Raw genomic sequence first — 12,214 nt, forward strand, 5'->3', positions numbered from 1 at the left:
AACCGAATCCATGTGAAAGGATCTTGTGAGCGAGATCGCCGAATCCACCCAGCTGCTTCGAACCGCGGCCAAAGCCGCGGACGAGAAGCTCGGAACCGACATCATCGGCCTCGATGTGAGCTCCACGCTCTACATCACCGACGCGTTCCTCATCGTCTCCGCCGACAACGAACGCCAAATCGGTGCGGTCATCGACGCGATCGAACAGGAAGTGCAGCTCGTCCACGACCGCACCCCGCTGCGGCGTGAAGGCCGGGGAGGGGACTGGGTGCTGCTCGACTTCGGCGAGATCGTCGTCCATGTCTTCTCAGCCGAGCAGCGTGAATACTACGCGCTCGAGCGGTTGTGGAAGGACGTTCCGGTCATTGATCTGCAGCTGCCGGAAACCGGCTCGGACACATGACGAAGACCGTTCTGTTCTGGCGTCACGGACAGACGGACTTCAACGTCGCCGGTCGGTTCCAGGGGCAGTCCGACGTCCCCCTCAACGACACCGGCCGAGCGCAGGCCGATCAGGTCGCCAGGCGGCTCGCCGAACTCGGACCGGAGCTCATCGTCTCCTCCGACCTCTCGCGCGCCGCTGCGACCGCCGACAGCTTGGCAACACTCGTCGCTCTCGAACCCGTTCGCGATGAGCGGCTGCGCGAGACCGCCTTCGGCGAATGGGAAGGCTCCACCCGCGCCGAGGTGGCGGAGACCTGGCCGGACGAACTCGCCGAATGGGCCTCCGGCGCCGATATCGCGCCTCCCGGAGGAGAATCGCGTAGCCAGTCGGGCCGCCGCGTCGCCGACGCCATCACCGATATCGTGCAGTCCGCTGAAGCCTCGACGATCGCTGTCGTCGCCCACGGTGCTGTGCTGCGCGCCGCCGCCGAAATCCTGCTGGAGATGAACGGGACCGGTCGGCTCGGGGTACTCCGAAACTGCGGTCACGGAGAGTTCGGGTACACCGGCGACCAATGGGTTCTGCGCAGTTGGGGCACGGTCTCCGACTGAGTCGTTCGGTCATACCGCGGCGGGCTCGGCCATCGGCTTCTGCGCCACTGCCGAACCAGAGGCGGTCGTCCTTGCATCAGTGCCCGCGCGGACTCAGCCCTCTGTCTTGCGGTTGGCAGCGACTGATCTGATGAGGTCGACCAGTGAGTCTGCCGACTTTTCCCAATCGAAGACCTGGGACTGACGCCTGCCGGCCGCGGACTGCTCCGCCCACCTGCCTGCATCGGTGAGCCGGTCGATCGCGTTCGCGATCGACTGCGGGTCTTCCGGGTCGAAGTATTCGGCCGCCTCGGCGGCGATCTCCCGGAAGATCGGAATATCCGACACGGCCACGGGCACTCCTTTGGCCATCGCCTCGATCACGGGCAGGCCGAACCCCTCCTCCCGCGAAGCCGTGACCAGGGCAGTCGACTCGTCGAGCAGACGCGCATACTCCTCATCGCTGATTCCCCGATGGAAGACGACCCTCGCCCGGTCGGGAATGAGGGCTCGCAGCTGAGCTTCCCTCCGGCCATCGATGCGGCTGGCGATGTGCAGGGTCCACCCCGGCAGGTGCTCGAGCGCGCGAATGAGGGATTCGACGTTTTTGTACGGCAGGAACGCACCCATGTAGATCAGCGTCTTCGCATCGTGTCGGTTCACTGTCCGAGCCGGCATAGCGACCGCCTCGGCGGCATTGGACACCACCTGTACCGGACGATCCGTCAGCCGGTGGACGGCGATGAGATCTTTCGTCGTCTCTGAGACAGCCGCCACGGCATCGGCACGATTGAGCAGCAGCCGCTGCGGGAGGAAGCTCAAGTGATACGCCCGCCACAGCAGCCTCACTGGCAGCGGCAGGTCACCCGGCGGTTTGGGATGCGAGTAGTAGATGAGGTCGTGGATGGTCAGGATGAGGCCGTAGCGGCGTCCGAACGATCCCATCGTCTGCATCGTCGAGAACACGACATCGGCGCCCAGTGCATTGAGCTTTCCGGCTATGGCCACCTCGGCGGGGGAGGTGGGATCGCTCAGCTGCACCCATGAGCATTCGGGAAGCAGAGCCAACTGAGCCTCATCGCTGATGATCACGGTCACCTCGATCTCCGTGCCTTCGACGGCCGACAGCAGGGCCGAAAGCAGACACGAACCGTACCGGGAGATCCCGTCGTGATGAGTCGTGCGGGTGAAGCGCGCGTCGAAGTAGACCGACAGCGACGGGGAAGGGTCGAGGCTCTTTGTGCTTTTGCTCATGGAACTCCGAGTCGATAGTCTGAATGTTCGAAAGTCTGTGTTTTGCAGAACGCGCACCTTGCGATGAAGGATCAGTGAGTGAACGAACGATCACCTGTGCCTGCGGCCTTTGAGGCCCGGTCATGATCCTAACGCCAATCGCTCTGGCAGTCCTCGTGGTGCTCACTCCCGTCCTCACCCGTTTCGCGGGACGCGAGAGCGGCTGGCCGTTGGCGATCGCCTATCTCGGCGTGGCAGCCCTGTTCACTCCCACCGCCGCCGAGGTGATGGCCGGGCGGAATCCGGAAGTGTCCTACCCCTGGATTCCCAGCTTCGGGGTGGACCTGGCGCTGCGCGCCGACGGAATCGGTGTCGTGTTCACCTATATCGCACTGATCATCGGTGCGGTCGTGTTCATCTATTCGACGCGCTACCTCAGCCCTGGACGCAATACGAGCTTCTATTGGCTGATGGTGATCTTCACCTTCTCCATGGTCGCCCTTGTGCTCACCAACGATGTGCTCGTGCTGTTCGTGTGCTGGGAGCTGACGTCCCTGGCGTCGTTCTTCCTCATCGCCCGGTCCGGACCCCCCGGGCAGGCGCCGGCCCTGCGGACGATGTTCTTCACCTTCATCGGCGGCCTCAGCCTGCTGGTGGCCACCGGAGTGATCATCGCCGTGACGGGGACGACGAACCTCGCCGAGGCGATCAGCTCCCCGGTGTGGGCGGGCCAGCCCGAAGTCACGACGCTCGTCGCTCTGCTCGTGGGCGTCGCAGCCATGACGAAGTCGGCTCAGTTCCCGTTCCACCCATGGCTGCCCGACGCGATGGCCGCGGCCACCCCTGTTTCGGCCTATCTGCATGCCGCAGCCGTCGTCAAGGCCGGCATCTTCCTCATGCTCCGGTTCTCACCGACCTTCCACGCCATACCGGCATGGAACATCCTGCTCGTGACGGCAGGCCTCCTCACCGCCTGCCTGGGCGGCTGGTTCGCGCTCAACCAACATGACGTGAAGAAGCTCATGGCCTATTCGACCGTGTCCCAACTCGGTCTCATCACCGCGGTCATCGGGGTCGGCACCGAGGCAGCGATCGCCGCCGCCACCCTCCACGTCATCGCGCACGCACTGTTCAAGTCCGGCCTGTTCATGATGGTCGGCGTGGTCGACCACCTCGCCGGCACCAGAGACCTCGCACGGATTCCGAAACTCATGCGCACCGCCCCGGCGGCGTTCACGGTGATGATCATCGGCTGTGCGTCCATGGCCGGGATTCCGCCGCTGTTGGGATTCGTGTCCAAGGAGGCTCTGTTCACTGCGCTGGGGGAGACCCCGGGCGGACCCTGGGCCGGTTGGGTGGCTCTCTTCGTCGCCGTGGGCGCCTCGGTGCTCACCTTCGCCTACTGTGCGAAGACGGTCTGGGGCAGCTTCATCGACGGCCGAGAACCCGAGGAGCGCCGCAGCCACCGCGGTTCACCCGTCATGCTCATCGCAGCGGCCCTGCCGATCCTGGCGTCGGTGCCGCTGAGCTTCGTCCTGTTCCTCCTCGACACCCCGCTCGACCAGGTGGTGCGGGCAGCGGTGCCGACAGCCTCTGAACACGTGCACCTGGCGCTGTGGCACGGATTCAACATCGAACTGCTCGCCTCTGGACTCATCATCGTCATCGGCGTGTTCATCATCTTCCGGCGGTCACGAGTCTTCGTCTTCTTCCACAGGGCCACGCTGCCCTTCGACGGTTCCGATGCCATCGATTCGCTGACAAATACTCTCAAACGCCTGGGATATGGGCTCTCCGTCTTCGTCCGTCCCATGAACTCAGGGCCCTATCTCGCTCTGTCGCTGGGCGGACTGAGCGTGCTCGCCATCGGGGCCCTCCCCGTCGTCTTCGCCGAACTGCCGCCGCTGCAGGAGCACCTCAGCCGTCCCGTGGACGTCATTCTGCTCATCCTCATCACCGTGGCGGTGCTCGTTCTGTGCACCTCGCATTCGCGGCTGACCACCGTTGTGGCGCTCTCGGCCATCGGCATCCTCGCCACCGTGCAGATCCTCGCTCTCGGCGCCCCCGACGTCACCCTGACACAGCTGCTCGTCGAAGCGATGACGATCATCGTCATCATGCTCGTGCTGCAGAAGCTGCCGCGCTCATTCTGGAAGTACCCGAAGCGCAAGCAGACACCGCGTCTGCTCCTGGCGATCATCGTCGGCGCGAGCGTTGCCGGGCTGACTCTGGCGCTCAACGGCCGTCGGGAGCGTTCCGCCCTCGGACTGTACTATCTCGACAAGGCTCCAGACATCAGCGGCGGAGACAACATCGTCAATACGATTCTCGTCGAATTCCGTGCTCTCGACACCCTCGGTGAGCTGACCGTCCTCGGCATGGCCGGAATCGCGATCGTCGCGGTGATGTCGACGGTCAAGGACAAGTTCATCGACCCGCCGGCAGAGAACATCCCGGAACCGCCCAGGCCCCCGTGGGTGTCGATCCGGCCCAAGGGCACCACCGCATATCGTGCTGTTCACGAGGCGTGGCCGAACGTCATTCCGCTGCAATTGACCCTGAAGGTTCTCGGGCCGCTGCTGGCGCTGAGCTCCCTGCTCATCTTCTGGCGCGGTCACAATTCTCCGGGAGGCGGATTCATCGCCGCCCTCGTCGGTTCCGCCGTCATCGGTCTGGCCTACCTGTCCACGCCGAAGGACCGGGCGCTCGGCCCCCCGCGTGCGCCCCTCTACCTCATCGGCTCCGGAGTCGCGACTGCGGTGGTCACCGGAATCATCGGACTGCTGTTCGCCGGTTCGTTCCTCCAGCCCCTGCACACGGAATTCGCCGGTCAGCACTGGACGACGTCGATGCTCTTCGACGTCGGGGTCTACCTGGCGGTGCTCGGCCTCATGCTGCTCTCGTTCAACCTCCTCGGTGTCTCGGACTCCGCGGCCACGCCGGCCGGAGACGATGTGCTGACAAACGGCATCATCCGCCGAGACGTCGAAGGCACACGCGAACGTGCCGATGAGCTGCTCTACGGTGAGCTGAGCGGTCCGATGGAGGCCATCCGCGGTGAACGCCCCGAACGCAGCCGTCGCCGTGGGGGCGAAGAGTCCGAAGAGGCGAAGGTGCGTGCGAACTCGACCCATATTCTCCACGGGGATCCACCAGCCGACGGAGATGAGGAGGAAGCATGATCCTGGCACTGACGATCGGCGTCCTCACCACAGGCGGCGTCTACCTCATGATGCAGCGCTCCATGGTCCGGGGAGTCTTCGGTCTCACCCTCATCTCCCATGCCGCGAACTTCATCCTGCTCTCGGCCGGCGTCGGCGCGTGGAGAGGGGAACCTCTGGCCGGGCGCGGTGACCTCGCCGAGGCGGCCGATCCGCTGCCTCAGGCCTTCGTCCTCACCGCCATCGTCATCACCTTGGCGGTGACCATCTTCATGCTCGCACTGGCTGTGCTCGGCCACGACGACGACCAGAAACGCAATCCTGAGACAGGGGAGGAGCGCGACTCATGAACTCCGCACTGCTTCTGCTGCTCATCGGTATCCCGCTTCTGGCCTCCGCGCTGAGCGTGCTCATCACCTCACGCACCTTCGACCGGCTGCTCCTGCTCGCCGTTCCCGTGCTCGTCGGCGGCAGCGGCACAGTCCTGCTCGGCGTGCATGCTTCGACCCCGGTGATCGCCCATTCGGTCGGCGACTATGTGCCCGGCCTGGCGATCGTGTTCGTCTCGGACACGTTCACCGCGCTCATGCTGGTGCTCACCTCGCTGGTCGCGTTCGTCAGCAGCCTGTTCCTGGTCTCCACCGGTGAGGACCAGTACAGATTCGTCCCGGCGCTCATCCTGATGATGCTCACCGGTGTCTACGGTGCGCTGCTGACCGGTGATCTGTTCAACTTCTTCGTCTTCGTCGAAGTGATGATGCTGCCCGCCTACGCACTCATCGCCGTCACCGGCACCTGGCGCAGGCTCGGCATCGGACGTCTCTACGTCATGGTCAACCTGCTGACCTCGACGATGCTGCTCATCGGTGTCGGGTTCGTCTACGGAGCCACCGGAACCGTCAACCTCGCCGTCCTGGCAGATCAGGGACGTCCGACCGGACAGGCCGCGATCGCTCTGGGCGTGGTGCTGCTCTCTCTGCTCATCAAGGCCGGCGGCGCGCCCTTCCACGGGTGGCTCGTCCGCTCCTATCCGAACACCTCGGCGGGCATGATGTCGCTGTTCTCCGGACTGCACTCGAAAGTCGGGCTATATGCGATCTACCGCATCTACACCACTGTCTACGGTGAGCCTGCACCGTGGGCGACCGCCATTCTCATCGTCGCGGTGGCGAGCATCCTCATCGGTGCGATCTCCGGATTCGGGCAGGTGCGGGTGCGCAATGTGCTCGGGTTCCAGATGACGGCCGGTGTGGGCCATATCCTCATCGGCGTCACACTGCTGACTTCGGCGGCTCTCGGTGCCGGTGCCTTCTACATGATGCACCACATGATCACGATGGCAGGCCTGCTGCTCATCATGGGTGCCGTCGAACAGACTTACGGCACCGGTTCCTTCCGCAAGCTCTCGGGGCTCGCCTCGCGGGAGCGGTGGGCGACCATCCTCATGGTCCTCGGCCTCTTCTCACTCGTCGGTCTGCCGCCGACCTCCGGGTTGTGGGGCAAGGTCGGACTCATCAGGGCCTCCACGGACACCGGCGGCGGCTTCGGATGGGTCCTCGTCGCCGTCGTCGTCGCGGGCGCACTGATCAGTCTGCTGGCGCTTCAGCGCACCTGGCGCAACACCTTCTGGGGACCGCCGATGCAGACGTACCGTCCGGACTCGGCTGAGACCGGGCGTGCTCCGGCCGAACCGATCACGCGCAGCGTGCGCATCCCGGGCCGACTGCTGGTGCCCGCCACGATCATGATCGGGCTGTCCGTTGCGCTCTTCTGCTTCCCGGAGCCTCTGCTCGCCCTCACGCATCGGGCAGCCGAAGGTCTGCTCGATCACAGTGACTACATCGAGGCGGTGATGGCACCGTGATGCGAGTCATCCACGGCATCTCATACGTCGGCTTCATCGTCTGGGCGATCATCACGGGCTCGGCGACCATCATCTCCCGACTCTTCCGCAGGGACTACGCCCAGCCGATGATCGTCGAACTGCCGATGCGCTGCGCCACCGACCTCGAAGTCACGCTCTTCGCATCGTCGATCACCATCACTCCCGGCACCCTGGTGACAGCGATCGCCGCCGGCACGTCGACGACCCCGCCGGTGATCTTCGTCCACGCTCTGTTCGAGGAGTCGGAGGAATCCGCTCTCGACGGACTCATCGATATGGAATCCCGACTGCTGTCCATGACCCGCGGACGAGCACCGGGGCCACACGCCGATCCGCAGGGAGGCCGCCCGTGATCGTCATCGCAAGCATCTGTGCGGTCATCCTCGCCGCCGCCATCATCATCGGCCTCATCCGCGTGCTCACTGCTCGCGATCAGGGCTCACGCGCGGTGGTCTCGGACCTCATCTACTTCTCGGCGATCGCCATCGTCACCATGCTCGGCATCACCGTGTCCTCGTCGATCGTCCTCGATGTGGTCTTCCTGTCGTCCATGGTGGGCATCCTCGCCACGATCGCTCTGTCCCGGATCCTCACGAGGGGGCACCGCTGATGAATGAAGCACTCGCCACCACCCTCGTCGGGATCTTCGGGATCACCGGCTCCCTGCTGCTGCTCGGCTCCGCTCTGGCGATGTTCAGGGTCCGTGATGCCCTGTCTCGGATCAATGTGTTCTCTCCGGCCACCGGACTGGGCATGCCGTTCATCGTCATCGCGGCCTTCATCTACGACCTCTACGCGTCCGGGTTCTCCTGGAGTTCGCTGATTATGGCGGTCATCGCCGTGCTGTGCCTGATCATCGTGTCCTCGGTTGCGAGCAACACCCTGGCCAGGTCGGTGGTGCTGTCCGGACAGCCGGTGTTCCGGAAGACGTCACCGAATCGGCTGGCAGCGCCGCCCGAAGGGGTTGTCGACATCGACCCCGACGCGAAGGACTCCTGAGCCGACTCAGTCAGTTGGGTCTGCCCGGCCATTGATCACGTGAGCTCAGTTCCGTCCGGTCGTGCGCATCGTGATGTTGATCCTGCCCCCGCCGAGGTGGTTCAGCCGTCCCGCATCCGGTGCAGTTCCCGGCTGGATCGACCTGACCCCGTGGTAGGCGAAGCGGGCAGGACCGCCGAAGACGAAGGCGTCACCCGAGGCCAATCGCAGATCCTCGAAGGGACGGTTGCGTGTCTCCGTGTTCCCGAACCGGAAGAGGCACGTATCGCCCAATGACAAGGAGACGACAGGGGCAGGATCGAATTCGTCCTTGTCTTGGTGCATACCCATCTTCGCGTGCTCGTCGTAGTAGTTCACGAGGGCCACATCCGGGTGGTAGTCGGCGGGGTCGAATCCCCACGCGGCGGCGGTACCCGGGGCGAGATCCGGTGCGGCCTCGACGACCGCTGCTGTGGACTGCAGAACCTGGCGGCCCAGACGGGTCATCCAATCGGGGAAGGGCAGCACCACCTTGTCGTTGACGTCGACGCCGCGGCGGTCGTAGCGCCCGGGCTGCCAATGCCAGCCCAGCCCGATCGTCGTGACACTCATCGGATGCCCTGCGATCGTCGTCGCATGGGGAGGAACCGGACCGGACTGCCAATCGGCATAGCGGGCGATGATCCACTGCTGCGCCTCGGCGCTGAGGAAACCCGGTACCCAGACCGCGCCGGGGGCGACTATTCTCGGTCGGCGGTCGAAGGCCTCATCGGCGAAGAGCGAATCCATGTCTACCAGGATGCCAGAGCGGGATCTAGAATGATCACGAGACCCGAGGAGACACGATCGGCGAGTCCGCGAGCCCTCGGCTTCAGAGCTCGTCGACGGGCACCTGTTCGTCGGCGAGACGGTCGGCGCTGACTTCCTTGCCGATGAGGGCGCGGAGCTCGTCGCCGTAGTCCCAGACATTGACGTTCATGGCCGCGGTGACCTTGCCGCCTCGGTGCCAGAAGACGATGAATTCGCCGCTGGACTTGTCGCCGCGGATGACGACGTCGTCCTCGGATCCGCCTCGACCGACGTATTCCATGCCGAGGTCGAACTGGTCGGTGTAGAAATACGGCTGCCAGTCGCAGAACTTGGTTCCGCCGCTGATCGTCGAGGCTGCGACCGCGGCCTGGCGAACTGCATTGTCCCAGTGCTCGACGCGCAGACGTTCACCGCGCAGAACGTTCTTCGCGTTCGCGATATCGCCGATGGCAAGGATGCTGCCATCAGAGGTGCGCATCCGTTCGTCGACGATCACGCCGTTCTCGGTCGTCAAACCCGCCGAGGAGGCCAGATCGACGGCGGGATCCGCGCCGATTCCGATGACGACGAGATCGGCGGGAACACTTCCGGCAGACGTTTCGACGGCCTCGACAGCGGAGTCACCGGTGAAGGCTGTCGTGTCCGCGTTCTTGAGGAAGTTCACTCCGTTCTTTCGGTGCAGGTCTTCGAAGTACTCTCCGAGCTCCTGCCCGAGGACACCGGAGAGTGGGGGAGCATCGGTGTGGAGGATGACCGTGACATCGCAGCCGTGAGATTTCGCTGCGGCCGCAACTTCGAGGCCGATCCAGCCGCCGCCGATGATCGCGACTTTCTTGCCCTCGCCGAACTGGGACCGGATGGCCACTGCATCCCCGGCGTCGCGGAGAGTGTGGATGTTGCCCAGTTGAGCGCCGGGGACATCGAGAGTTCGGGGCACCGATCCGGTCGCGAGGATCACCTGACCATAGGACAGGTCACCGCCGTCGTCGAGAGTGAGGGTCTGAGCATCTGTGTCGACCGCGGTCACCGAAGTGCCGAACAACGTCTCGACGTCGTGGGCCGAGTACCAGTCTTCTCCTCGGAGGGCCGAGTCGGCGGGATCCGAACCCTCGATCATCACCTTCTTCGACAGGTCCGGGCGGTAGTACGGAGCCGCGGGATCGGTGCCGACGAGCGCGATCCGAGCGGTGTAACCGGCATCCCGCAGCGATTCGACCACGGTGCCTCCTGCCAGGCCTGCGCCGATGACGACTGTTCCGAATTCTTCTGCCATTGTCGGTCCTTTCGTAGAGGGGACTCTCTTTCGAGAGTACTCGCCGAGTTCAAGTGGCTCCACCGGGCCCGCCCCAGGTGACACACTGTGCCTTACGAGGTCCCATACCGCTCGTGCGATTTTGATCAAGGGCAGGGGGCAGGCGTAAGCTGAAGTCGAAAAGGGGCTATAGCTCAGTTGGTAGAGCGTCTCGTTCGCAATGAGAAGGTCAGGGGTTCGATTCCCCTTAGCTCCACCCATCTCTCCGTCGACTCGTTCGAGGCCGAACACTGCGTTGGACCTCATGCAATCGAAGCCGGACGTCGGGTCAGGCGGCGCGTCGAAGCGAGCAGAGTCAGGACGGACGTGGAATGAAGACGAAGACGGCGATCATGACCGGCGTCCTGGGCCTTGCCGGGGTTGCCCATTTCGCCCGACCCAAGCTCTTTGACTCCATCGTCCCGCCTCGGTTGGGCAATCCACGTTTCTGGACCATAGCCAGCGGCGTCGCCGAACTCGGTTGTGCAGGGCTGTTGGCCAACTCGGCCACCCGACGCCTCGGCGGTGTCGCTTCTGCCGCGCTCATGGTCGGCGTCTTTCCGGCCAACATCTACACAGTGGTCAAGCAGTGGGACAATCCGAAGGGCCGAGCCATCGCCTGTGCGAGACTGCCTCTGCAGATCCCGCTCGTGTGGGCGTCGGCGGCGATTGCCGCCGATGCCGACTGATTCTCTTCCTGCACACCCGATCCTCCCGCCGCGATCAGTCCTGAGCTGACAGTTCGCGACGCCCCTGCGCGCCGCCCGTCGTCCTCGCATAGCGAAGACCTGGCTGCAAGGTTCCGCATCATCTGTTGCAGGCCCTCACCAACAGTGACATATTCGACTCATGGTGGGGAATCTTCCAAGCAATGTCGAGACTTTGGCCGGAATGCACTTCTCTGCGGCCACAGCTGCCTTCCAGATCGTAGGGGCGCGCAGCGCAGATGGTCGCGGCCGCAGCATGTGGGATGACTTCGTAGACACGCCCGGCAACATCACCGACGGCAGCACGGCCGAACCCGGTTCCGATAGCTACCGCCGCCTCGATGACGACGTCGCGATGCTTGCCGACCTCGGTGTCGACCGGTACCGGTTCTCCATCTCCTGGACCCGTGTCATTCCGAATGCCGGGACGGACGCCTCGGTGAATTCGGCGGGGCTCGACTACTGCGACCGCCTTGTCGACGGACTGCTCGCCGCCGGGATCACACCCGAACCGACTGAGGCTGACTGTGCACCCGTCACGCGCCGTGCTGCGGGCTCCGCAGCCGGACTGACGGGCGCCGGGCGGGTGAGTCGGTCGAATGGTTCCTGGCTCAGGCCAGCCCGAGCAGCTTTCCGCTCTTCGACAGTTCCGGGTCCGTACATGAGGACAGATCGAAGCAGCAGGGACGACGTTTGCCGGACTCGAGCTTCGAGATTGCGACGTCGACACGGCGTGCCCGTGTATCGGCGTTCTTCGTCGACTTGATCCAGCGCACCCATTCCCACCGGGCCATCGGGGTCAGTCCGGCCCAGACATCGTCGAGATCACCGGGGCCGTCGAGAGCCGCACGGAGGTCCGAGGGAACCTTCACCTCCGGCCAGTTCTTCGTCGGCGTCAGGCCGACCTCGATCCCCGCTCCTTCTCTCTTCCCAAGCTTCTCCCACTGGTCGTCATCGAGACTGATCCAATGACCGCGACGTCCGTCGGGTTCGATGACAGTGCTGAATTCGCTGCCATCGAGGGTGCCCGTGACTGCGACCTGTCCGCGTGAGGGCAGCTGATCGCTGGCATCCTGAGGCAGGCGCAGAATTGGCCGGTCGTAGAGCAGCTCGGCGTTCGCAGTGAAAGTGACGTCGACAGTCGTGGCGGTCATGGTGACTCCTCATAGTACGG

13 protein-coding genes, 1 tRNA gene and 1 pseudogene are annotated in these 12,214 nt (G+C 64.4%); 11 read left to right on the forward strand and 4 right to left on the reverse strand.

The genetic code is table 11. From position 1 onward, the window contains the following. Window positions 1-25: 25 nt before the first annotated feature. On the forward strand, window positions 26-403 hold the full coding sequence (rsfS, locus tag HK353_RS06545) for a ribosome silencing factor (RefSeq protein WP_173154099.1): 378 nt from the start codon (window positions 26-28) through the stop codon (window positions 401-403). After that, window positions 400-996: a histidine phosphatase family protein gene (locus HK353_RS06550; protein ID WP_173154102.1), complete on the forward strand. Its 597-nt coding sequence runs from the start codon at window positions 400-402 to the stop codon at window positions 994-996. Before rsfS ends, HK353_RS06550 begins: the two co-directional genes overlap by 4 nt. 93 nt (window positions 997-1,089) lie before the next feature. Here the strand turns inward: HK353_RS06550 and HK353_RS06555 are convergent, their stop codons facing one another. Continuing rightward, window positions 1,090-2,229 carry a glycosyltransferase family 4 protein gene (locus HK353_RS06555; protein ID WP_173154105.1) on the reverse strand — a complete coding sequence of 380 codons (1,140 nt, stop codon included), beginning with the start codon at window positions 2,227-2,229 and terminating at the stop codon, window positions 1,090-1,092. Window positions 2,230-2,351: 122 nt separating this feature from the next. Here HK353_RS06555 and HK353_RS06560 point away from each other — a divergent pair, with 122 nt between their 5' ends. From HK353_RS06560 to HK353_RS06585, 6 genes are read left to right on the forward strand one after another with little or no spacing between them, the layout of a single operon-like run. Beyond that, entirely contained in the window at window positions 2,352-5,390 is a 3,039-nt protein-coding gene (locus HK353_RS06560) for a DUF4040 family protein (RefSeq protein WP_173154108.1), read from the forward strand. Then, the gene (locus HK353_RS06565; RefSeq protein ID WP_139467048.1) at window positions 5,387-5,719 is read left to right on the forward strand and encodes a sodium:proton antiporter; all 333 of its coding nucleotides are present in this window, start codon (window positions 5,387-5,389) and stop codon (window positions 5,717-5,719) included. Before HK353_RS06560 ends, HK353_RS06565 begins: the two co-directional genes overlap by 4 nt. Further along, window positions 5,716-7,233 carry a monovalent cation/H+ antiporter subunit D family protein gene (locus HK353_RS06570; RefSeq protein ID WP_173154111.1) on the forward strand — a complete coding sequence of 506 codons (1,518 nt, stop codon included), beginning with the start codon at window positions 5,716-5,718 and terminating at the stop codon, window positions 7,231-7,233. Before HK353_RS06565 ends, HK353_RS06570 begins: the two co-directional genes overlap by 4 nt. Then, the gene (locus HK353_RS06575; protein ID WP_173154437.1) at window positions 7,233-7,607 is read left to right on the forward strand and encodes a Na+/H+ antiporter subunit E; all 375 of its coding nucleotides are present in this window, start codon (window positions 7,233-7,235) and stop codon (window positions 7,605-7,607) included. The genes HK353_RS06570 and HK353_RS06575 overlap by 1 nt, the downstream gene beginning before the upstream one ends. Then, window positions 7,604-7,864, forward strand: a complete 261-nt coding sequence (locus tag HK353_RS06580) for a monovalent cation/H+ antiporter complex subunit F (protein ID WP_173154114.1) — start codon at window positions 7,604-7,606, stop codon at window positions 7,862-7,864. Before HK353_RS06575 ends, HK353_RS06580 begins: the two co-directional genes overlap by 4 nt. After that, window positions 7,864-8,253, forward strand: coding sequence for a cation:proton antiporter (locus HK353_RS06585; protein ID WP_173154117.1), 390 nt, complete (start codon window positions 7,864-7,866; stop codon window positions 8,251-8,253). The genes HK353_RS06580 and HK353_RS06585 overlap by 1 nt, the downstream gene beginning before the upstream one ends. A 45-nt stretch (window positions 8,254-8,298) precedes the next feature. Here the strand turns inward: HK353_RS06585 and HK353_RS06590 are convergent, their stop codons facing one another. Both HK353_RS06590 and HK353_RS06595 read right to left on the reverse strand, forming a co-directional pair. Then, a complete protein-coding gene (locus tag HK353_RS06590) occupies window positions 8,299-9,021 on the reverse strand; it encodes an alpha-ketoglutarate-dependent dioxygenase AlkB family protein (protein ID WP_173154120.1) in 723 nt (240 codons plus the stop codon). An 82-nt stretch (window positions 9,022-9,103) separates the two neighbouring features. After that, window positions 9,104-10,315 carry an NAD(P)/FAD-dependent oxidoreductase gene (locus HK353_RS06595; protein WP_173154123.1) on the reverse strand — a complete coding sequence of 404 codons (1,212 nt, stop codon included), beginning with the start codon at window positions 10,313-10,315 and terminating at the stop codon, window positions 9,104-9,106. 162 nt (window positions 10,316-10,477) lie between these two features. On the opposite strand from HK353_RS06595, the gene HK353_RS06600 reads away from it, so the two are divergent. From HK353_RS06600 to HK353_RS06610, 3 genes and pseudogenes are all read left to right on the forward strand, one after another. Further along, a tRNA-Ala gene (locus tag HK353_RS06600) sits at window positions 10,478-10,550 on the forward strand. Window positions 10,551-10,665: 115 nt separating this feature from the next. Beyond that, entirely contained in the window at window positions 10,666-11,022 is a 357-nt protein-coding gene (locus HK353_RS06605) for a DoxX family protein (protein ID WP_245395829.1), read from the forward strand. Between the two features lie 202 nt (window positions 11,023-11,224). Next, window positions 11,225-11,539, forward strand: a pseudogene (locus tag HK353_RS06610) (family 1 glycosylhydrolase); the annotation flags it as partial. Between the two features lie 112 nt (window positions 11,540-11,651). Here the strand turns inward: HK353_RS06610 and HK353_RS06615 are convergent. Beyond that, a complete protein-coding gene (locus HK353_RS06615; RefSeq protein ID WP_173154126.1) occupies window positions 11,652-12,194 on the reverse strand; it encodes a YdeI/OmpD-associated family protein in 543 nt (180 codons plus the stop codon). Window positions 12,195-12,214 lie beyond the last annotated feature (20 nt).

Source organism: Brevibacterium permense (assembly GCF_013280495.1).
Lineage (GTDB): Bacteria > Actinomycetota > Actinomycetes > Actinomycetales > Brevibacteriaceae > Brevibacterium > Brevibacterium permense.

Bases quoted from the DNA above. Each gene is read 5' to 3' on its own strand.
- HK353_RS06550 (WP_173154102.1), top strand. From the start codon at position 400: ATGACGAAGACCGTTCTGTTCTGGCGTCACGGACAGACGGACTTCAAC.
- HK353_RS06575 (WP_173154437.1), top strand. From the start codon at position 7,233: ATGCGAGTCATCCACGGCATCTCATACGTCGGCTTCATCGTCTGGGCG.
- HK353_RS06590 (WP_173154120.1), bottom strand. From the start codon at position 9,021: ATGGATTCGCTCTTCGCCGATGAGGCCTTCGACCGCCGACCGAGAATA.
- HK353_RS06555 (WP_173154105.1), bottom strand. From the start codon at position 2,229: ATGAGCAAAAGCACAAAGAGCCTCGACCCTTCCCCGTCGCTGTCGGTC.
- HK353_RS06570 (WP_173154111.1), top strand. From the start codon at position 5,716: ATGAACTCCGCACTGCTTCTGCTGCTCATCGGTATCCCGCTTCTGGCC.
- HK353_RS06595 (WP_173154123.1), bottom strand. From the start codon at position 10,315: ATGGCAGAAGAATTCGGAACAGTCGTCATCGGCGCAGGCCTGGCAGGA.
- HK353_RS06565 (WP_139467048.1), top strand. From the start codon at position 5,387: ATGATCCTGGCACTGACGATCGGCGTCCTCACCACAGGCGGCGTCTAC.
- HK353_RS06605 (WP_245395829.1), top strand. From the start codon at position 10,666: ATGAAGACGAAGACGGCGATCATGACCGGCGTCCTGGGCCTTGCCGGG.
- HK353_RS06560 (WP_173154108.1), top strand. From the start codon at position 2,352: ATGATCCTAACGCCAATCGCTCTGGCAGTCCTCGTGGTGCTCACTCCC.
- HK353_RS06585 (WP_173154117.1), top strand. From the start codon at position 7,864: ATGAATGAAGCACTCGCCACCACCCTCGTCGGGATCTTCGGGATCACC.
- HK353_RS06615 (WP_173154126.1), bottom strand. From the start codon at position 12,194: ATGACCGCCACGACTGTCGACGTCACTTTCACTGCGAACGCCGAGCTG.